Here is a 17296-nt window from a genome sequence, read left to right on the forward strand (position 1 = left end):
ATTATACGGTCGGTTTTTACCGAACCTGTTGGCGCAAGGTTATCAGAAGTGTGATGTCGCGCTTATATCCATATGGAATGGTTTATGACAAAAGTGATTATATTGTCGGTTTAATGTTCAATCTGGTGATTAATAAAACGATTGAACTGAAATTGTAGCGAGTTGATCATTTGCGATGACCAGCGCACTGCACCATTTTCGGGCAATGTCTGCGGCATCCACACGGCATACGCAAACAGCGCCATACACAGAACGCGCTCCAGCTGGTTGCCTTTTTGCGGCACGAGGATTGGCAGACGGAAACGCCAGCGGCAGGGCCAGAGCAGCGGTACGCCCGCTGGCGTCAGCATATCGGCGAGGATATGGCTTAAGTAGCCGAGCACCATGCCCTGAATGGCATCCGCCGGGACGATCCAGCTCTCCGGAACCTTCAAATAGAAGAGTGTAAGCAGGCCGAATACGGCCAGCAGGCTGTGGGTAAACCCGCGATGACCAAAGGCTCTGGCGATGGGTTTTGAAATCCACTTCAGCCGCTGGCCAAGGAATGAATTTGGATGATCTATGTCCGGCAGCAGGCAGGTCAGCACGGCGGAAGGGACAATATGCCACCAGTCCCCCTGTGCCAGCACAGGGGTCAGTTCAGCGTTTTTGGCAAACACTGCACAGGCAAGTGAAAAAAGCAGGTGGCCTTCCGCCGTCATGATAAAACCCGGTAAACTGTCGATTCATACAGTATAGGGTTTTTATACAGTGTGTGAAAGAGGTGACGGTGTAACTCTTTGTCACAAACGCGCGGTTAGCGCGCCAGCCAGCCACCGTCTACGGCGAGGGTATGGCCGTTAACGTAATCAGAGGCCGATGAGGCCAGGAACACCACCGGACCCTGTAAATCCTCCGGCAGACCCCAGCGACCCGCCGGAATACGGTCGAGGATCGCCTGGCTGCGCTGCTCATCATCGCGAAGCTGCCGGGTGTTATTGGTCGCCATGTAACCCGGCGCTATAGCATTCACATTAATGCCCAGCGTTGCCCATTCGTTCGCCAGCAGGCGGGTGAGGCCCAGCACGCCGCTTTTGGACGCCGTATAGGAGGGCACCCGGATGCCGCCCTGGAAGGAGAGCATGGAAGCAATGTTAATAATCTTGCCGCCCTGACCCTGCGCGATAAACTGTTTCGCCACTGCCTGAGAGAGGAAAAAGACCGATTTCAGATTGAGATCGATGACCTCGTCCCAGTCCTTCTCGCTAAATTCCAGCGCATCGGCACGGCGGATGGTGCCGGCATTGTTAACCAGAATATCGATGCGGCCCATCTCAGCGACCGCGGCATCCACCACGCTCTGAATACTCTCCTGCTTGCCAAGATCGGCGCGAATCGCGATAAAGCGTCGTCCCAGCGCCGTAACGCGCGCTGCCGTTTCGTCAGGAACCTTGCGGTTAACCCCCACGATATCGCATCCTGCCTGGGCGAGGGCAATGGCCATACCTTGCCCCAGACCGGTATCGCACCCGGTCACCATCGCCACTTTTCCTGCCAGAGTAAAAGCATCCAGTATCATACGCGCCTCAGAAGTCAGGTTATTGTCATTCTGCACGTAAGAATAGGAGTCTGGAATGAGAAAAGCAAATAAAGTAAAACGTTGTTTTGATTTGGCGAGACAGGCAGCCGAAGCTGCCTGAAAGAGTGTTACTCCCCGCGCAGATGGCGGGCAGTCAATTCTTCAAGAGACGTCAGCCTGACGTCCGCGAGGGCAAAACGGGTATCGTGTCGGCCTTCTTCAGCCGGCACAACAATGGAGCGCATACGAGCGGCTTTGGACGCCACCATGCCGTTAACCGAATCTTCCAGCGCCACACAGGTAAGTGGATCCAGCCCCAGTTTCGCGGCGCAGTCCATATATACCTGCGGATGTGGCTTGCTGTAAGGAAGCTTTTCGGCCGAGGCCAGCGCGTCGAAACTGTCGCGCAACCCGAACATCGTCAGCACTTTTTCCAGCATATGCAGCGGTGAGGCGGAGGCCAGCCCCACTTTCAGCCCTTGCGCCTTGCACAGGGCGATAGCGTCGCGTACGCCCGGCAACAGCGGCTTATACTCTTCTACGAGGGAGATGGCGCGGTTGATAATGCGCGCCGTTACTTCGTCGCGATCCGGGCCAACCCATGGCTGGTGGGCATACCAGAGGTCAACCACCATATCGATGCGCAGCCCCAGGGTATCGGGAAGCTCGTTACGACGACTGATATCGACGCCGAGGCTGGCCATCACGTCCAGTTCAGCCCGATCCCACAGGGGTTCGGAATCAATCAGCAATCCATCCATGTCAAAAATAGCGGCAAGTATCTGGCGCGGGGTCGACATTACAACATCTCCTTATCTTGGGGGTAAGACAAACGGTGCTAAGCACAAGCAATTTAGCATATTGCATTCAAAGAGCGGGCGAAAATGACCGACAGCAGGTAGACTTAGGCACAAATAACGCGTCTTTATGAAGAGGAACTAATGACGTATCAACAAGCTGGACGCATCGCGGTCTTAAAACGTATTGCTGGTTGGGTTATTTTCATTCCCGCCCTGATTTCAACGCTGATCTCCGTACTCAAATTTATGTACGATCACAGCGAAAAACAGCCGGGCATCAATGCCGTCATGCTTGATTTTGCGCACGTCATGATTGAGATGATGCGGTTTAACACCCCGTTCCTGAACGTCTTCTGGTTCAACTCGCCCACGCCGGATTTTCACCACCAGCTGAATGTCGGTTTCTGGATAATCTATGCGTTGATATTTATCGCGATGGCGTTGCAGGCCTCCGGCGCGCGCATGAGTCGCCAGACCCGCTTTTTGCGCGAAGGGGTGGAAGACCAGCTGATCCTCGAGAAGGCGAAAGGCCCTGACGGGATGAGCCGCGAGCAGATCGAATCGCGCATTGTCGTTCCGCGGCATACCATTTTTGTGCAGTTTTTCCCGCTCTACATCCTGCCGGTCATTATCATTGTGGCCGGGTATTTCTTCTTTACGCTGCTTGGCTTCCTGTAAATCCTAAGGGAAGGGGCGTGAAGCCGCCCCCTCCCGCTATGCCGCCAGAATGCGGTCCAGCGCCCGCTGGGCATTCACCAGATGACTCCCGCCAAACAAAATAGCCCGGTTTATCAAGGTGTACAGCTGATAAACCGGCTGACGATCAAGGAAACCCGCAGGTAACGGCGAGACAGACTGATAGCCATCATAAATTTGCGGCGGCTGTTCAGGGTGCAACGGCAGCATTGCGAGGTCACATTCTCTGTCGCCCCAATAGCAGGCCGGGTCAAATATATAGGGACCATCAGGCCCAAGTGCACAGTTGTTTGACCATAAATCTCCGTGCAGAAGGGAAGCCGGAGGCTGATGCGAAGCCAGACGCTGCTGAATGTGTTCAACAATCGCGTCGATGTTGCCGAACGCTAATCCCTTTTCAGCGGCCAGCTCCAGCTGCCAGCCGATGCGCTGCTCGGCGAAAAAGGTCGACCAGCGGCGCTGCCATGCGTTTGGCTGTGGGGTAGTGGAGAGGTCGTTATCAAAATCGAGCCCGAACTGAGGTTGATCGCTCCACTGGTGCAAACGGGCGATCTGTTGCCCGAGAATAAAGGCGTTGTGCGCATCCAGAGGGCGCGCGGGAAGATAGTTCATCACCAGAAAGCTATAGTCACGATCGCTGCCGACGGCTAATACCTGCGGAACGGCGACTGTTTTACTGCGCGATAACAGCTCAAGCTGATCGGCTTCGGCAGTAAAAATGGGGAGCAATTCACGCTCATCACATTTAACGAAAAGATCGCGCCCGGCGTAACGTAAATGCCATGCGGCATGGATCTCTCCGCCTGGCAGCTCGTTACGCAGTTCAATTTCACCTTCACCCAGCTGCTCACTTAAAAGATGACTGATAGCCTGCCACATGATGTCTCTCCCATGTTGTCTGCCAGATCATAAAGTTAGCGCAAAACGGCTATAAAAAAACAGGAACTAACGCACAACTGAGCGGTTTAATTTTGTACAGGGCACTTATTGTTCTTTTTTATGCCAGTTTTCCCAGCTATCCACATCAATTTCCGTGGCTTTGTCAGTTACGCTTTCCACCAGGCTACTGGCCAGCGCCTTCACCTCTTCCTGACTCAGCGGGCTTATCAGGCCAAATGCCAGTGAGCCGAGATCGTGAATATTGCCCTCATCGTCCGTCAGCGTGAGCAGAAAATTGGCGCGCGTGAACGCGTTGTTGAGTTCATTCAGTTCGGTCAGCGACGCCTCATGAATATTCACGGTTACGACGTAGCGGGTGATATCACCACTGCTCATAATTCACCTCGTTGTTATCCTGAAAGTTTTCTTAGCATAGTCGATATGCCCTGTTTAGCGACTTCCCCCTCCATGGGAAGGGGAAGCAGGTTCAGCTTCTCGCCAGGTAATCGACAATTTTCTGGGTATCCGCAAGCGAACACAGACGCGTTCCCTGGTTTATGGTGGCTGCACTCCCTGCCGCGACGCCATAGCGTGCCATCTCCAGAAGCGAAGCGCCCTGCGCTAGCTTCAGCACCATCGCGCCAACCATACTGTCACCGGCACCCACGGTGCTCTGGCTTTTCATCGGCGGTGGCACAACCTGTACAAAGCCCGTCTTGTCGACGGCCAGCGCATCCTGAGGACCGAGAGAGACCACAACGCGATGCGCTTTGCCCGTACGTACCAGCTCTTCTGCGGCAGTACGAACGTCATCAGGCTGGCTGAGTTCTCGATTAACCAGGGCACTGAGCTCTTTCTGGTTAGGTTTAACGAGTTCAAGTTGTCCGGGTTCTAACGCCGCCTTCAGGGCTTCGCCCGAGCTATCGACAATGCAGCGGATGCCGCGCTGGAGCGCCGCCTGAACCAGCGCCGTCAGTTTTTCTGTTTTGACGCCCGGCGGCAGGCTACCGCTGATCACCAGTAATGAGCCGCTTTCAATGGTCAGCACTTTCTCTTCCAGTTGACGAAACTCATCATCGCTTAATTTCGCCCCCGGCATCACAAAACGATATTGCTCGCCGCTGGATTCAACATGGACATGCAGGTTCTGCCGGGTCCAGTCTTTAGCATCGACGGTGTCTACGGCCACCTGTTCATCTGCCAGCAACGCAACCAGATGTTCTCCCGTGGCGCCGCCAGCGGGGAAGATGGCGGTGGCTTTTCCGCCGAGATGGGTAATAGCGCGCGCCACGTTGATGCCGCCGCCGCCCGGCTCAAACACCGGCGCGCTACAGCGCAGCTTACCTTCCGGGTAGATTTGCGGCGTCATGGTCGCGGAGTCGAGGGAAGGGGAGAGTGTCAGCGTATAAATCGAAGCCATCATGACCTCCTTTTATCATGGGTTCTTTTAAGCCTGGCACCGTTTGGCAGGAAGGCAACGTAAATAACAGTATGATTTTAAATATGAATGCTGACAAATAACCTGCGCCGGGCATATAAAATAAAACACGTTTTGGGATCGTTCTTATTCAAAAAATGAAAGAAGAAAATATTGCTATGTTATTTGCGGCTTTTTATAATTTGTTACCTTTCTATGGTCGCCTTGTCATTGATCCGCAAGAAAGTTTCCGAGACCGTGACGGTCTCTTTTTATGTTGTACGGACTCCTTAAATAAAATGAAGCTTTTGAAGACAGTACCCGCAGCACTGATGCTGGCGGGTGGCGTATTTGCGTCACTGAATGCAATCGCCGATGATACCGTTTTTACTGTCATGGACGATCCCTCCACTGCCAAAAAACCCTTTGAAGGTAACGTGAATGCCGGGTATCTGGCGCAATCCGGTAATACGAAAAGCTCCTCCCTGACCGCAGACAGCACCCTGACCTGGTACGGCAACACCACGGCCTGGTCGCTGTGGGGAAATGCCAGCAACACCTCTGCTAACGATCAACGCTCATCGGAGAAATACGCGGTAGGCGGACGTAGCCGATACAACATGACCGATTATGACTACCTGTTCGGGCAGGCGAGTTGGCTGACTGACCGCTACAACGGCTATCGCCAGCGTGATGTCGTAACTGCGGGTTATGGTCGTCAGTTCCTCAATGGGCCGGTGCACAGCCTGCGTTTTGAATTCGGTCCGGGTGTCCGTTACGACGAGTACACCAACGGCGAAGATGAAACCCAGCCGCTGGGTTATGCATCGGGCACCTATGCATGGCAGATGACGGACAACGCAAAATTCACCCAGGGTGTGTCGGTGTTTGGTGCTGAAGATACAACGCTGAACTCAGAAAGTGCGTTGAATGTGGCCATCAACGAACACTTTGGACTCAAGGTGGCGTACAACGTAACCTGGAACTCATCCCCACCTGATTCTGCGCCGGAACATACCGATCGCCGAACCACGATTTCTTTAGGTTATAAAATGTAATATCGTCGGGCCGGGATTATTCTCGGCCCGTTTTTTATTTTCTGAAACTGTGCTTATTTATATTAAACGGCGTTTTAAAATAATGGGTCTGGTTTCATCTTCATAATTTCTCCATAATTAGCCGACCAGGGTTTATTCAGTTTATTTGACACGAATTGATAAATAATTTGACTAGGCAAAAATGTGATCCAGATCTACACTTACGGCACAGGCGAAAAACTCGCCTCAGGCGTATCGCATTAAATAAGTATGAGAATAAAATTATGAAAAAAATCAAAACCGCTACAGCAGCGATGGTGCTTTCCGCACTTTCATTTGGCGTATTTGCTGCTGATAATATGACGCAACCTGCCAGTGACGTTAACAGCCCAATCGGGATCGCTAAAGCCTCGGATGTAGAAGCAGGCTCCAACATTGCCCCTGGCTCTCAGTCTACCGGCCAGTCAATGAATGATGCATTTGATGTACACAAGCTGGTGGCGGGTGAGTGGTCCTGATATTTCAACTGCCACGTGTGACGGAATATATACGCTGTCACAGCCTGTCGAAAACCGGATTATGACGTACCGGTTATGGACCATAAATTATCGTAAAGATAGTTAAGATTTATTCAGTAAATTCACGGCACGTTTTCGCTGACAAAATATTAGCCCCAGATCATTGCGGCCCAGCGCAGCAGCAACATCGCGCCGCAAATAGCAATTAACACCACGACCATTTTCCAGTGCTTCACGGCAAATCTTTTTGTTGGCATAACCTAATCCTTGTCAGTTGATACCCTTAGTCTACCAAAATCTGCGCCAGAAAGCGCTCAACCCTGGACAACAGGTTATGCCGGAACACCGGTTCGGCTTAAAACCAATGGAATCTGTCAGCCAGAATCAATACCAGGCAAGCAGCGGAAAGTAGATTCAATATCACAACGGTTCTGCTGGATACATTCATGTGATACCCCTTCGATGTTTAAGGACCAAGTCAAGAATAGCTTAGCACTTTCGGATTGCGAGCCTCCGTCAGCAAAAGTTCATGAACGCAGACAAAAGGATGAACGGTTCAAACGGTCGCAGAAGGTGCATTCGCCCTTTCAATAGTGTTACCATTACCCTGCTTGCCGTAAATTCGCATTTATCTGAATCGGCAGGTGCATGATGACGAACCAATTTGACGATTGTTGGTCAGATGGTTTCGTAATCTACTGTTTAATCACGATTATTTTCTTTGTATATGCTCTTATGTGTGGGGCATCACTGCAAATAAGGATATAAAATGCCTGTAATTACTCTTCCTGATGGCAGCCAACGCCATTTCGACCATGCTGTTAGCCCAATGGATGTTGCCCTGGATATCGGTCCTGGACTCGCAAAAGCAACCATCGCAGGTCGCGTAAACGGCGAGCTGGTAGACGCGTCCGATCTGATTGAAAGCGATGCAACGCTTGCGATCATCACCGCGAAAGACGAAGAAGGTCTGGAGATCATTCGTCACTCCTGTGCGCACCTGTTAGGCCATGCTATCAAGCAGCTGTGGCCAAACACCAAAATGGCAATCGGCCCGGTTATCGACAACGGTTTCTACTACGACGTTGACCTTGACCACACCCTGACTCAGGAAGATATCGACGCGCTCGAGAAACGAATGCACGAGCTCGCCGAAACCAACTATGACGTCATTAAGAAGAAAGTCAGCTGGCACGAAGCGCGTGAAACCTTCGTGAAGCGCGGCGAGAGCTACAAAGTCTCGATTCTTGATGAAAACATCGCTCATGATGACAAGCCTGGCTTGTACCATCACCAGGAATACGTCGACATGTGCCGTGGACCGCACGTGCCGAATATGCGCTTCTGTCATCACTTCAAACTGATGAAAATCGCAGGCGCTTACTGGCGTGGCGACAGCAACAACAAAATGTTGCAGCGTATTTATGGTACCGCGTGGGCCGATAAGAAGGCCCTGAACGCGTACCTGCAACGCCTGGAAGAGGCGGCTAAGCGTGACCACCGTAAAATCGGTAAGCAGCTTGACCTGTATCATATGCAGGAAGAAGCGCCGGGGATGGTGTTCTGGCATAACGACGGCTGGACTATCTTCCGTGAACTGGAAACGTTCGTGCGCTCCAAGCTGAAAGAGTACCAGTACCAGGAAGTGAAAGGCCCGTTCATGATGGACCGTGTGCTGTGGGAAAAAACCGGCCACTGGGACAACTACAAAGATGCGATGTTCACCACTTCGTCTGAGAACCGTGAATACTGCATCAAGCCAATGAACTGCCCGGGCCACGTTCAGATCTTCAACCAGGGTCTGAAATCCTACCGCGATCTGCCGCTGCGTATGGCGGAGTTCGGTAGCTGCCACCGTAACGAGCCATCAGGTGCGCTGCACGGTCTGATGCGTGTTCGTGGCTTTACTCAGGATGATGCGCATATCTTCTGTACTGAAGATCAGGTTCGTGAAGAAGTTAACGCCTGTATTCGTATGGTCTACGATATGTACAGCACCTTTGGCTTCGAGAAGATCGTGGTCAAACTCTCAACGCGTCCGGAAAAACGTATCGGCAGCGATGAGACATGGGATCGCGCAGAGGCGGATCTTGCCGTAGCGCTGGAAGAGAACGGTATTCCGTTCGAATACCAGCTGGGCGAGGGCGCATTCTACGGTCCGAAAATTGAATTTACCCTGTATGACTGCCTCGATCGCGCATGGCAGTGCGGAACGGTACAGCTGGACTTCTCCCTGCCGCAGCGTTTAAGCGCCTCTTATGTTGGCGAAGACAACGAGCGTCAGGTGCCGGTTATGATTCACCGTGCGATTCTCGGTTCACTGGAGCGCTTCATCGGCATCCTGACCGAAGAGTTCGCGGGCTTCTTCCCAACCTGGCTTGCGCCAGTGCAGGTAGTGGTGATGAACATTACCGATTCTCAGGCGGATTACGTTAAAGAATTGACGCAGAAACTACAAAATGCGGGCATTCGCGTAAAAGCAGACTTGAGAAATGAGAAGATTGGCTTTAAAATCCGCGAGCACACTTTACGTCGTGTCCCGTATATGTTGGTCTGTGGTGATAAAGAGGTGGAAGCAGGCAAAGTTGCCGTTCGCACCCGCCGTGGTAAAGACCTGGGGAGCCTGGACGTAAGTGAAGTGATTGAGAAGCTGCAACAAGAGATTCGCAGCCGCAGTCTTCAACAACTGGAGGAATAAGGTATTAAAGGCGGAAAACGAGTTCAAACGGCACGTCCGAATCGTATCAATGGCGAGATTCGCGCCCAGGAAGTTCGCTTAACAGGTCTGGAAGGCGAGCAGCTGGGGATTGTGAGTCTGAGAGAAGCGATCGAAAAGGCTGAAGAAGCTGGAGTAGATTTAGTTGAAATCAGCCCTAACGCCGAACCGCCAGTTTGTCGTATCATGGACTACGGCAAGTTCCTTTATGAAAAGAGTAAGTCTTCTAAGGAACAGAAGAAGAAGCAAAAAGTTATCCAGGTTAAGGAAATTAAATTCCGTCCTGGTACCGACGATGGCGATTATCAGGTAAAACTCCGCAGCCTGATTCGCTTTCTGGAAGATGGCGATAAGGCCAAGATCACGCTGCGTTTCCGCGGTCGTGAGATGGCCCACCAACAGATTGGTATGGAAGTGCTTAACCGCGTCCGTGACGATCTGAGTGAACTGGCAGTAGTCGAATCCTTCCCTACGAAGATCGAAGGCCGCCAGATGATCATGGTGCTCGCTCCTAAGAAGAAACAGTAAGGCCTTCAAGCAGCAAAATCTGTGGAGCCTTCGGGCCCCATAGGTTTTGTTCGCCTATGTTTCGTTTATTTAACAATGCGAAGTGGAAGTTATTAAAATGCCAAAAATTAAGACCGTACGCGGTGCTGCTAAGCGCTTCAAAAAAACCGGTAAAGGTGGTTTTAAGCACAAGCACGCTAACCTGCGTCACATTCTGACTAAGAAAGCTACCAAGCGTAAACGTCACCTGCGTCCAAAAGCCATGGTTTCTAAAGGCGATCTGGGCCTGGTCATCGCGTGCCTGCCGTACGCATAAGTCGTTAACGTTTAACTTTTTTAACTTAGAATAGATACAGGAGAGCACACATGGCTCGCGTAAAACGTGGTGTAATTGCACGTGCACGTCACAAGAAAATTTTGAAACAAGCTAAAGGCTACTACGGTGCGCGTTCACGCGTATACCGCGTTGCCTTCCAGGCTGTTATCAAAGCAGGTCAGTACGCTTACCGTGACCGTCGTCAGCGTAAGCGTCAGTTCCGTCAACTGTGGATTGCGCGTATCAACGCAGCAGCACGTCAGAACGGTATTTCTTACAGCAAATTCATCAACGGCCTGAAAAAAGCCTCTGTTGAAATCGACCGTAAGATCCTGGCTGACATCGCAGTATTCGACAAAGTAGCGTTCACCGCTCTGGTCGAAAAAGCGAAAGCAGCACTGGCATAAGCCAGTTGAGAGAGGGGGCTTTGCCTCCTCTTTTCATTTAACACCATCAGAAGATTGACATTTATCCGTGCAGGCTTTTCAATAAGGTCTAACGGTTTTTACCCTACAAGGTAACGCAAGCATGAATGCTGCTATTTTCCGCTTCTTCTTTTACTTTAGCACCTGACTTCAGGAGGCTAGCGCGTGAAAGATGAAACGAAAAACAGCGCCAGATAAGCCTCCCGATGGAGGCTTTTTTTGTGCCTGAAGTTAAGAGAATACGTCCAACAATTCGGTGTCTGCACCGACATAATGAGGAAAACCATGTCACATCTCGCAGAGCTGGTTGCCAGTGCAACGGCTGCCATTAACCAGGCCTCAGATGTTGCCGCGTTAGACAATGTCCGCGTCGAATATCTGGGCAAGAAAGGGCATTTGACCCTTCAGATGACTACCCTGCGTGAACTGCCAGCAGAGGAGCGCCCGGCAGCCGGTGCAGTGATTAACGAAGCCAAAGAGCAGGTACAGCAGGCGCTGAACGCGCGTAAAGCCGAGCTGGAAAGCGCAGTACTGAATGCGCGTCTGGCGGCAGAAACGATTGACGTTTCTCTGCCGGGTCGTCGTATTGAAAACGGCGGTCTGCATCCGGTGACTCGTACTATCGATCGTATTGAAAGTTTCTTCGGTGAGCTCGGCTTTACCGTGGCGACTGGCCCGGAAATTGAAGATGACTACCACAACTTCGATGCCCTGAACATTCCTGGCCATCATCCGGCACGTGCTGACCACGACACTTTCTGGTTTGACGCTACCCGTCTGCTGCGTACTCAGACTTCCGGCGTTCAGATCCGTACCATGAAGGAGCAGGAGCCGCCAATCCGCATCATCGCGCCGGGTCGCGTATACCGTAACGACTACGATCAGACCCACACCCCAATGTTCCACCAGATGGAAGGTCTGATTGTTGATAAAAACATCAGCTTTACCAACCTGAAAGGCACGCTGCACGATTTCCTGAACAACTTCTTTGAGGAAGATTTGCAGGTTCGCTTCCGCCCGTCCTACTTCCCGTTCACCGAACCGTCTGCGGAAGTTGACGTGATGGGTAAAAACGGCAAATGGCTGGAAGTGCTGGGCTGCGGCATGGTGCATCCAAACGTGCTGCGCAACGTGGGTATCGATCCGGAAGTGTATTCCGGCTTTGCGTTCGGTATGGGTATGGAGCGTCTGACCATGCTGCGCTACGGCGTAACCGACTTACGTGCGTTCTTCGAAAACGATCTGCGTTTCCTCAAACAGTTTAAATAAGGGCAGGACAGAACAATGAAATTCAGTGAACTGTGGTTACGCGAATGGGTGAACACCACGCTGGACAGCGACGCGCTTTCCAACCAGATCACCATGGCGGGTCTGGAAGTTGACGGTGTAGAGCCGGTTTCTGGCGCCTTCACCGGCGTGGTCGTGGGTGAAGTGGTTGAGTGCGGTCAGCACCCTAACGCTGACAAACTGCGCGTAACAAAAGTCAATGTGGGCGGTGACCGTCTGCTGGATATCGTCTGCGGTGCGCCAAACTGCCGTCAGGGCCTGAAAGTGGCCGTGGCGACCGTCGGTGCGGTGCTGCCGGGCGATTTCAAAATCAAAGCGGCTAAGCTGCGCGGTGAGCCGTCTGAAGGCATGCTGTGCTCCTTCTCCGAACTGGGTATTTCCGACGATCACTCTGGCATTATTGAATTGCCGCAGGATGCGCCAGTTGGTACTGATATCCGCGAATACCTGAAGCTTGATGACAACACCATCGAAATCAGCGTAACGCCAAACCGTGCTGACTGTTTAGGCATCATCGGTGTGGCCCGCGACGTGGCCGTGCTGAACCAGACTGAACTGAACGTGCCGGAGATCGCTCCGGTTGAGGCAACCATCAGTGACGTGCTGCCGATACAGGTAGACGCGCCTGAGGCCTGCCCACGCTACCTCGGTCGTGTGGTGAAAGGTATTAACGTTAAAGCGCCAACCCCGCTGTGGATGAAAGAGAAACTGCGTCGCTGCGGTATCCGTTCTATCGATGCAGTCGTCGACGTCACCAACTATGTTCTGCTGGAGCTGGGCCAGCCAATGCACGCCTTTGATAAAGATCGTATCGAAGGTGGGATCGTCGTGCGCATGGCGAAAGAGGGAGAAACCCTGGTTCTGCTGGACGGCAGCGAAGCGAAACTGAACGCTGACACCCTGGTGATTGCCGATCACAACAAAGCGCTGGCGATGGGCGGGATCTTCGGCGGCGAGCACTCTGGCGTCAACGACGAGACGCAAAACGTCCTGCTGGAATGCGCGTTCTTCAGCCCGCTCTCCATCACCGGCCGCGCACGCCGTCACGGTCTGCACACTGATGCTTCTCACCGCTACGAGCGTGGCGTGGATCCTGCGCTGCAATACAAAGCGATGGAGCGTGCGACTCGCCTGCTGATCGACATCTGCGGCGGCGAAGCGGGTCCGGTTATCGATGTGACCAACGAAGCGACGCTGCCGAAGCGTGCGACCATTACCCTGCGCCGCAGCAAACTGGATCGTCTGATTGGTCACCACGTTGCCGATGCGCAGGTGACCGACATTCTGACGCGTCTGGGCTGCGAAGTTACTGAGGGTCAGGACGAGTGGAAAGCCGTTGCGCCGTCCTGGCGTTTTGACATGGAGATCGAGGAAGATCTGGTGGAAGAAGTGGCCCGCGTTTACGGCTACAACAACATCCCTGACGAGCCGGTGCAGGCGGGTCTGGTGATGGGCAGCCATCGCGAGGCCGATCTGTCTCTGAAGCGTGTGAAAACCATGCTGAACGACAAAGGCTACCAGGAAGTGATCACCTACAGCTTCGTTGATCCTAAGCTGCAACAGCTGATCCACCCGGGTCAGGAAGCGCTGATCCTGCCAAGCCCGATTTCCAGCGAGATGTCAGCGATGCGTCTGTCCCTGTGGACGGGACTGCTGGGTACTATCGTTTATAACCAGAACCGTCAGCAAAACCGCGTGCGTATTTTCGAAAGCGGTTTGCGCTTTGTACCGGATACTCAGGCGAATTTAGGCATCCGTCAGGATCTCATGCTGGCCGGCGCCATCAGCGGTAACCGCTTTGAAGAGCACTGGGACCTGGCAAAAGGGACGGTTGATTTCTACGATATGAAGGGCGATCTGGAAGCGATTCTCGATCTGACCGGTAAATTATCCGAAATTGAATTCCGCGCAGAAGCGATTCCAGCCCTGCATCCGGGTCAGAGTGCGGCGATCTATTTAGACGGCAAACGTGTTGGTTTCATTGGGGTTGTTCACCCGGAACTGGAACGTAAGCTGGATCTGAATGGCCGTACCATCGTATTCGAACTGGAGTGGAACCCGGTTGCAGACCGCGTCATTCCTCAGGCGCAGGACGTCTCCCGCTTCCCGGCAAACCGCCGTGATATCGCGGTTGTGGTCGCTGAAAATGTGCCCGCAGCAGATATTTTGGCCGAATGTAAGAAAGTTGGCGTAAATCAGGTAGTTGGCGTAAACTTATTTGACGTGTACCGCGGCAAGGGCGTAGCAGAAGGTTTCAAGAGCCTCGCTATTAGCCTTATCCTTCAGGATACCAGCCGTACACTCGAAGAAGAGGAGATTGCCGCTACCGTCGCCAAATGTGTAGAGGCATTAAAAGAGCGATTCCAGGCATCATTGAGGGATTGAACCTATGGCGCTTACAAAAGCTGAAATGTCAGAATATCTGTTTGATAAGCTTGGGCTTAGCAAACGGGATGCCAAAGAGCTGGTAGAGCTGTTTTTCGAAGAGATCCGTCGTGCTCTGGAAAATGGTGAGCAGGTTAAACTCTCCGGTTTTGGCAATTTTGATTTGCGAGACAAAAACCAACGTCCGGGCCGTAACCCGAAGACGGGGGAAGATATTCCCATTACAGCCCGCCGCGTGGTGACCTTCAGACCCGGACAGAAGTTAAAAAGCCGTGTCGAAAACGCAACGCCCAAAGCAGAGTAATATGAACTAACTAAAAAGGCCGCTCACGCGGCCTTTTTTCTTTGCGCTATTTGCTAAACCCGCCGTAAAATCAATGATATCTCAACCGGATAACCTATCGTCTATGCTTGATCTTGCCCGCCGCCAGCACCGCTCCGATCTTCGCCGCCTGTGTCTGCTCGGGGTGCTGTTGATTGTCGCCACCACCGTCAGCCTGTGTGCGGGCGATCGGTGGCTGGGGCCGGAAAGCTGGTTTACGCCTGAAGGACAGCTCTTTGTCTGGCAGATCCGCCTGCCGCGGACGTTGGCTGTCCTTTTAGTTGGCGCTGCGCTGGCGCTGTGCGGCACGATCATGCAGGCATTATTTGAAAACCCTCTGGCGGAACCCGGGCTTCTCGGGGTCTCGAATGGCGCAGGCGTCGGGCTTATCGCCGCCGTGATGCTGGGGGGAGGCGAGCTCTCCGGCTGGGGGATTAGCCTCAGCGCCATCCTTGGCGCGCTGTTGATAACCCTTATCCTTCTGCGCTTTGCCCGCCGCCACTTATCCACCAGTCGGCTGCTGCTTGCCGGGGTAGCGTTGGGGATCATCTGTAGTGCGCTGATGACCTGGGCCGTCTACTTCTCCACCTCCTTCGATCTGCGCCAGTTAATGTACTGGATGATGGGGGGATTTGGGGGGGTTGACTGGCGTCAGGGGTGGCTGATGGTGCTCCTGATCCCGGTCATCCTGTGGACGGCGTTCCAGGCGCAGCCTCTTAATATTCTCGCGCTGGGCGAAACGTCTGCTCGCCAGCTCGGGATGCCGATTGGATTCTGGCGCAACGTGCTGGTTATCGCCATTGGCTGGATGGTAGGCGTAAGCGTGGCGCTGGCGGGGGCGATTGGCTTTATTGGGCTGGTGATCCCGCATATGCTGCGCCTGTGCGGCATTACGGACCACCGAACCCTGCTCCCGGCCTCGGCGGTTGCCGGGGCGGCAACGCTGCTGATTGCCGATATCATCGCCCGGCTCGCCCTGACGGCCGCTGAGTTGCCCATAGGCGTGGTGACCGCAACGCTGGGCGCGCCGGTCTTTATCTGGCTACTATTAAAAGCTGGACGTTAAAACACAACCTGTAAGTCAACCTGAGGGAATGCTATGCAGTCTGATATTCTGAATACCGAAGTGACGACCATTGACGGCGAGAAAACCACGCTGGAAGGCTACAAGGGCAAGGTGCTGCTCATCGTGAACGTGGCGTCGAAATGTGGCCTTACGCCGCAGTATGAACAGCTGGAAAACATTCATAAAGCCTGGGAAAAAGACGGCTTTACCGTACTCGGCTTCCCGTGCAACCAGTTCCTGGGCCAGGAGCCGGGTAGCGAAGAGGAGATTAAGACCTTTTGCAGCACAACCTATGGCGTGACGTTCCCGATGTTCAGCAAAGTTGACGTGAACGGTGAAAATCGTCATCCGCTGTATGCCAAACTGGTGGCCGCGGCGCCGACCGCCGTTGCGCCTGAAGAGAGTGGTTTCTATGAGCGTATGGCAAGTAAAGGCCGCGCGCCGCTCTATCCGGACGATATTCTGTGGAACTTCGAAAAATTCCTGATTGGCCGTGACGGTGAGGTCGTGCAGCGTTTTTCGCCTGACATGACGCCTGAAGATCCTATCGTGATGGAATCAATCAAGCTGGCGCTGGCGAAATAATGACGCTGCTGATGCAGCTCACGGACGTTGCCGGGAAGGGACGTCTTGAGCCTGTGACTGCCGCAGTCAACGCAGGTGAAATCCTTCACCTGGTTGGGCCAAACGGCGCCGGAAAAAGCACGCTGCTGGCGCGTATGGCGGGGCTGACCAGCGGGAAAGGGGAGATTACCTTCCTCGGGCAATCGCTCGTCGACTGGCTACCCGCTACACTTGCCTCCCGTCGAAGCTATCTGGTTCAGCAGCAGGTTCCGCCCTTTGCGATGCCCGTCTGGCACTACCTGACGCTGCATCTGCCTGATAAAAATCAGGTGGGATTGCTCAACGAGGTTGCTGCGGCACTCGGGTTAGACGACAAGCTTACCCGGCAGGCAAATCAGCTTTCCGGCGGCGAGTGGCAGCGCGTGCGTCTGGCCGCCGTCATCCTTCAGATCCATCCGGCGGGAAATCCTCACGGGCGGTTGCTGCTGCTGGACGAGCCGATGAGTGGGCTGGACGTTGCCCAACAGGCAGCGCTGGATACCCTGCTCAGCGCGCTGTGTCGCAAGGGGATTGCCATTGTGATGAGCAGCCATGATTTAAACCATACGTTGCGCCACGCGCATCGGGTGTGGTTGCTGGCGCGTGGCAAGCTGATTGCCAGCGGAACGCGCGACAGCGTGCTGACGGCCGCCAATCTTGCGAGCGCTTACCACATGTCGTTCCGGAGGCTGGATATTGAAGGCCACAAGATGCTCATTTCCACGGCGCAGGAATAACCTTTCTTGCACAGCTGCATAGATGCA

At 53.4% G+C, this 17296-nt stretch carries 22 protein-coding genes and 1 other annotated feature; of the genes, 14 read left to right on the forward strand and 8 right to left on the reverse strand.

Translation table 11 applies throughout. The annotated features are described in order from the left end of the window. Nucleotides 1-110 precede the first annotated feature (110 nt). From ACOTWU_RS03405 to hxpB, 3 genes are all read right to left on the reverse strand, one after another. A complete protein-coding gene (locus tag ACOTWU_RS03405) occupies nucleotides 111-701 on the reverse strand; it encodes a metal-dependent hydrolase (RefSeq protein ID WP_126498921.1) in 591 nt (196 codons plus the stop codon). A gap of 95 nt (nucleotides 702-796) precedes the next feature. Next, nucleotides 797-1558, reverse strand: coding sequence for a 2-dehydro-3-deoxy-D-gluconate 5-dehydrogenase KduD (gene kduD, locus ACOTWU_RS03410; RefSeq protein WP_017693592.1), 762 nt, complete (start codon nucleotides 1556-1558; stop codon nucleotides 797-799). A 128-nt stretch (nucleotides 1559-1686) separates the two neighbouring features. Next, the gene (hxpB, locus tag ACOTWU_RS03415) at nucleotides 1687-2358 is read right to left on the reverse strand and encodes a hexitol phosphatase HxpB (RefSeq protein ID WP_126498920.1); all 672 of its coding nucleotides are present in this window, start codon (nucleotides 2356-2358) and stop codon (nucleotides 1687-1689) included. A 141-nt stretch (nucleotides 2359-2499) separates the two neighbouring features. On the opposite strand from hxpB, the gene ACOTWU_RS03420 reads away from it, so the two are divergent. Next, the gene (locus tag ACOTWU_RS03420) at nucleotides 2500-3036 is read left to right on the forward strand and encodes a YniB family protein (RefSeq protein ID WP_015570741.1); all 537 of its coding nucleotides are present in this window, start codon (nucleotides 2500-2502) and stop codon (nucleotides 3034-3036) included. A 36-nt stretch (nucleotides 3037-3072) separates the two neighbouring features. Here the strand turns inward: ACOTWU_RS03420 and ACOTWU_RS03425 are convergent, their stop codons facing one another. The 3 genes from ACOTWU_RS03425 to pfkB all read right to left on the reverse strand — a co-directional run bounded on the left by ACOTWU_RS03425 (nucleotide 3073) and on the right by pfkB (nucleotide 5353). Further along, the gene (locus ACOTWU_RS03425) at nucleotides 3073-3933 is read right to left on the reverse strand and encodes a fructosamine kinase family protein (protein WP_126498919.1); all 861 of its coding nucleotides are present in this window, start codon (nucleotides 3931-3933) and stop codon (nucleotides 3073-3075) included. A gap of 105 nt (nucleotides 3934-4038) precedes the next feature. Next, the gene (gene ghoS, locus ACOTWU_RS03430) at nucleotides 4039-4329 is read right to left on the reverse strand and encodes a type V toxin-antitoxin system endoribonuclease antitoxin GhoS (protein ID WP_003857822.1); all 291 of its coding nucleotides are present in this window, start codon (nucleotides 4327-4329) and stop codon (nucleotides 4039-4041) included. Nucleotides 4330-4420: 91 nt separating this feature from the next. After that, on the reverse strand, nucleotides 4421-5353 hold the full coding sequence (pfkB, locus tag ACOTWU_RS03435) for a 6-phosphofructokinase II (RefSeq protein ID WP_421625758.1): 933 nt from the start codon (nucleotides 5351-5353) through the stop codon (nucleotides 4421-4423). 296 nt (nucleotides 5354-5649) lie between these two features. Here pfkB and ACOTWU_RS03440 point away from each other — a divergent pair, with 296 nt between their 5' ends. Next, nucleotides 5650-6408, forward strand: a complete 759-nt coding sequence (locus tag ACOTWU_RS03440; RefSeq protein ID WP_039272138.1) for a DUF481 domain-containing protein — start codon at nucleotides 5650-5652, stop codon at nucleotides 6406-6408. Between the two features lie 263 nt (nucleotides 6409-6671). Then, nucleotides 6672-6905 carry a hypothetical protein gene (locus tag ACOTWU_RS03445; protein WP_015570736.1) on the forward strand — a complete coding sequence of 78 codons (234 nt, stop codon included), beginning with the start codon at nucleotides 6672-6674 and terminating at the stop codon, nucleotides 6903-6905. A gap of 149 nt (nucleotides 6906-7054) precedes the next feature. Here the strand turns inward: ACOTWU_RS03445 and yniD are convergent, their stop codons facing one another. Together yniD and yncL are read right to left on the reverse strand one after the other, a co-directional pair. After that, nucleotides 7055-7162 carry a small membrane protein YniD gene (gene yniD, locus ACOTWU_RS03450; protein WP_003857815.1) on the reverse strand — a complete coding sequence of 36 codons (108 nt, stop codon included), beginning with the start codon at nucleotides 7160-7162 and terminating at the stop codon, nucleotides 7055-7057. A gap of 98 nt (nucleotides 7163-7260) precedes the next feature. Further along, a complete protein-coding gene (gene yncL / locus ACOTWU_RS03455) occupies nucleotides 7261-7353 on the reverse strand; it encodes a stress response membrane protein YncL (RefSeq protein WP_071842885.1) in 93 nt (30 codons plus the stop codon). Between the two features lie 321 nt (nucleotides 7354-7674). On the opposite strand from yncL, the gene thrS reads away from it, so the two are divergent. The 11 genes from thrS (at nucleotide 7675) to btuD (ending at nucleotide 17269) form a co-directional block, all read left to right on the forward strand. Further along, nucleotides 7675-9603: a threonine--tRNA ligase gene (gene thrS, locus ACOTWU_RS03460; RefSeq protein ID WP_003857814.1), complete on the forward strand. Its 1929-nt coding sequence runs from the start codon at nucleotides 7675-7677 to the stop codon at nucleotides 9601-9603. Between the two features lie 3 nt (nucleotides 9604-9606). After that, the gene (infC, locus tag ACOTWU_RS03465) at nucleotides 9607-10149 is read left to right on the forward strand and encodes a translation initiation factor IF-3 (protein ID WP_023616141.1); all 543 of its coding nucleotides are present in this window, start codon (nucleotides 9607-9609) and stop codon (nucleotides 10147-10149) included. A 97-nt stretch (nucleotides 10150-10246) separates the two neighbouring features. After that, nucleotides 10247-10444 carry a 50S ribosomal protein L35 gene (rpmI, locus tag ACOTWU_RS03470; RefSeq protein ID WP_001124225.1) on the forward strand — a complete coding sequence of 66 codons (198 nt, stop codon included), beginning with the start codon at nucleotides 10247-10249 and terminating at the stop codon, nucleotides 10442-10444. A gap of 50 nt (nucleotides 10445-10494) precedes the next feature. Then, nucleotides 10495-10851 (forward strand): 50S ribosomal protein L20, encoded by a 357-nt coding sequence (gene rplT / locus ACOTWU_RS03475; protein ID WP_000124850.1) that lies wholly within the window; start codon nucleotides 10495-10497, stop codon nucleotides 10849-10851. Between the two features lie 116 nt (nucleotides 10852-10967). After that, nucleotides 10968-11092: a sequence feature (Phe leader region), on the forward strand. After that, complete coding sequence (pheM, locus tag ACOTWU_RS03480) at nucleotides 10973-11017, forward strand: pheST operon leader peptide PheM (RefSeq protein WP_001386830.1); 45 nt, start codon at nucleotides 10973-10975, stop codon at nucleotides 11015-11017. It overlaps the preceding feature by 45 nt. 62 nt (nucleotides 11093-11154) lie before the next feature. Next, complete coding sequence (gene pheS / locus ACOTWU_RS03485; RefSeq protein ID WP_003857809.1) at nucleotides 11155-12138, forward strand: phenylalanine--tRNA ligase subunit alpha; 984 nt, start codon at nucleotides 11155-11157, stop codon at nucleotides 12136-12138. Nucleotides 12139-12153: 15 nt separating this feature from the next. After that, nucleotides 12154-14541: a phenylalanine--tRNA ligase subunit beta gene (gene pheT / locus ACOTWU_RS03490; protein ID WP_015570734.1), complete on the forward strand. Its 2388-nt coding sequence runs from the start codon at nucleotides 12154-12156 to the stop codon at nucleotides 14539-14541. A gap of 4 nt (nucleotides 14542-14545) precedes the next feature. Then, a complete protein-coding gene (gene ihfA, locus ACOTWU_RS03495) occupies nucleotides 14546-14845 on the forward strand; it encodes an integration host factor subunit alpha (RefSeq protein WP_003857805.1) in 300 nt (99 codons plus the stop codon). A gap of 103 nt (nucleotides 14846-14948) precedes the next feature. Then, nucleotides 14949-15929, forward strand: a complete 981-nt coding sequence (btuC, locus tag ACOTWU_RS03500; RefSeq protein ID WP_023303523.1) for a vitamin B12 ABC transporter permease BtuC — start codon at nucleotides 14949-14951, stop codon at nucleotides 15927-15929. Nucleotides 15930-15962: 33 nt separating this feature from the next. Then, nucleotides 15963-16514, forward strand: a complete 552-nt coding sequence (locus tag ACOTWU_RS03505; RefSeq protein WP_045338445.1) for a glutathione peroxidase — start codon at nucleotides 15963-15965, stop codon at nucleotides 16512-16514. Continuing rightward, a complete protein-coding gene (gene btuD, locus ACOTWU_RS03510) occupies nucleotides 16514-17269 on the forward strand; it encodes a vitamin B12 ABC transporter ATP-binding protein BtuD (protein WP_045338444.1) in 756 nt (251 codons plus the stop codon). The genes ACOTWU_RS03505 and btuD overlap by 1 nt, the downstream gene beginning before the upstream one ends. The last annotated feature ends 27 nt before the right edge of the window (nucleotides 17270-17296 follow it).

This window comes from Enterobacter cloacae complex sp. GYL001, from assembly GCF_049237125.1.
Classification (GTDB): domain Bacteria; phylum Pseudomonadota; class Gammaproteobacteria; order Enterobacterales; family Enterobacteriaceae; genus Enterobacter; species Enterobacter hormaechei_C.

Excerpts from the sequence above, each read along its gene's own strand:
- ACOTWU_RS03405 (WP_126498921.1), bottom strand. The coding sequence starts at position 701 with ATGACGGCGGAAGGCCACCTGCTTTTTTCACTTGCCTGTGCAGTGTTT.
- kduD (WP_017693592.1), bottom strand. The coding sequence starts at position 1,558 with ATGATACTGGATGCTTTTACTCTGGCAGGAAAAGTGGCGATGGTGACC.
- hxpB (WP_126498920.1), bottom strand. The coding sequence starts at position 2,358 with ATGTCGACCCCGCGCCAGATACTTGCCGCTATTTTTGACATGGATGGA.
- ACOTWU_RS03420 (WP_015570741.1), top strand. The coding sequence starts at position 2,500 with ATGACGTATCAACAAGCTGGACGCATCGCGGTCTTAAAACGTATTGCT.
- ACOTWU_RS03425 (WP_126498919.1), bottom strand. The coding sequence starts at position 3,933 with ATGTGGCAGGCTATCAGTCATCTTTTAAGTGAGCAGCTGGGTGAAGGT.
- ghoS (WP_003857822.1), bottom strand. The coding sequence starts at position 4,329 with ATGAGCAGTGGTGATATCACCCGCTACGTCGTAACCGTGAATATTCAT.
- pfkB (WP_421625758.1), bottom strand. The coding sequence starts at position 5,353 with ATGGCTTCGATTTATACGCTGACACTCTCCCCTTCCCTCGACTCCGCG.
- ACOTWU_RS03440 (WP_039272138.1), top strand. The coding sequence starts at position 5,650 with ATGAAGCTTTTGAAGACAGTACCCGCAGCACTGATGCTGGCGGGTGGC.
- ACOTWU_RS03445 (WP_015570736.1), top strand. The coding sequence starts at position 6,672 with ATGAAAAAAATCAAAACCGCTACAGCAGCGATGGTGCTTTCCGCACTT.
- yniD (WP_003857815.1), bottom strand. The coding sequence starts at position 7,162 with ATGCCAACAAAAAGATTTGCCGTGAAGCACTGGAAAATGGTCGTGGTG.
- yncL (WP_071842885.1), bottom strand. The coding sequence starts at position 7,353 with ATGAATGTATCCAGCAGAACCGTTGTGATATTGAATCTACTTTCCGCT.
- thrS (WP_003857814.1), top strand. The coding sequence starts at position 7,675 with ATGCCTGTAATTACTCTTCCTGATGGCAGCCAACGCCATTTCGACCAT.
- rpmI (WP_001124225.1), top strand. The coding sequence starts at position 10,247 with ATGCCAAAAATTAAGACCGTACGCGGTGCTGCTAAGCGCTTCAAAAAA.
- rplT (WP_000124850.1), top strand. The coding sequence starts at position 10,495 with ATGGCTCGCGTAAAACGTGGTGTAATTGCACGTGCACGTCACAAGAAA.
- pheS (WP_003857809.1), top strand. The coding sequence starts at position 11,155 with ATGTCACATCTCGCAGAGCTGGTTGCCAGTGCAACGGCTGCCATTAAC.
- pheT (WP_015570734.1), top strand. The coding sequence starts at position 12,154 with ATGAAATTCAGTGAACTGTGGTTACGCGAATGGGTGAACACCACGCTG.
- ihfA (WP_003857805.1), top strand. The coding sequence starts at position 14,546 with ATGGCGCTTACAAAAGCTGAAATGTCAGAATATCTGTTTGATAAGCTT.
- btuC (WP_023303523.1), top strand. The coding sequence starts at position 14,949 with ATGCTTGATCTTGCCCGCCGCCAGCACCGCTCCGATCTTCGCCGCCTG.
- ACOTWU_RS03505 (WP_045338445.1), top strand. The coding sequence starts at position 15,963 with ATGCAGTCTGATATTCTGAATACCGAAGTGACGACCATTGACGGCGAG.
- btuD (WP_045338444.1), top strand. The coding sequence starts at position 16,514 with ATGACGCTGCTGATGCAGCTCACGGACGTTGCCGGGAAGGGACGTCTT.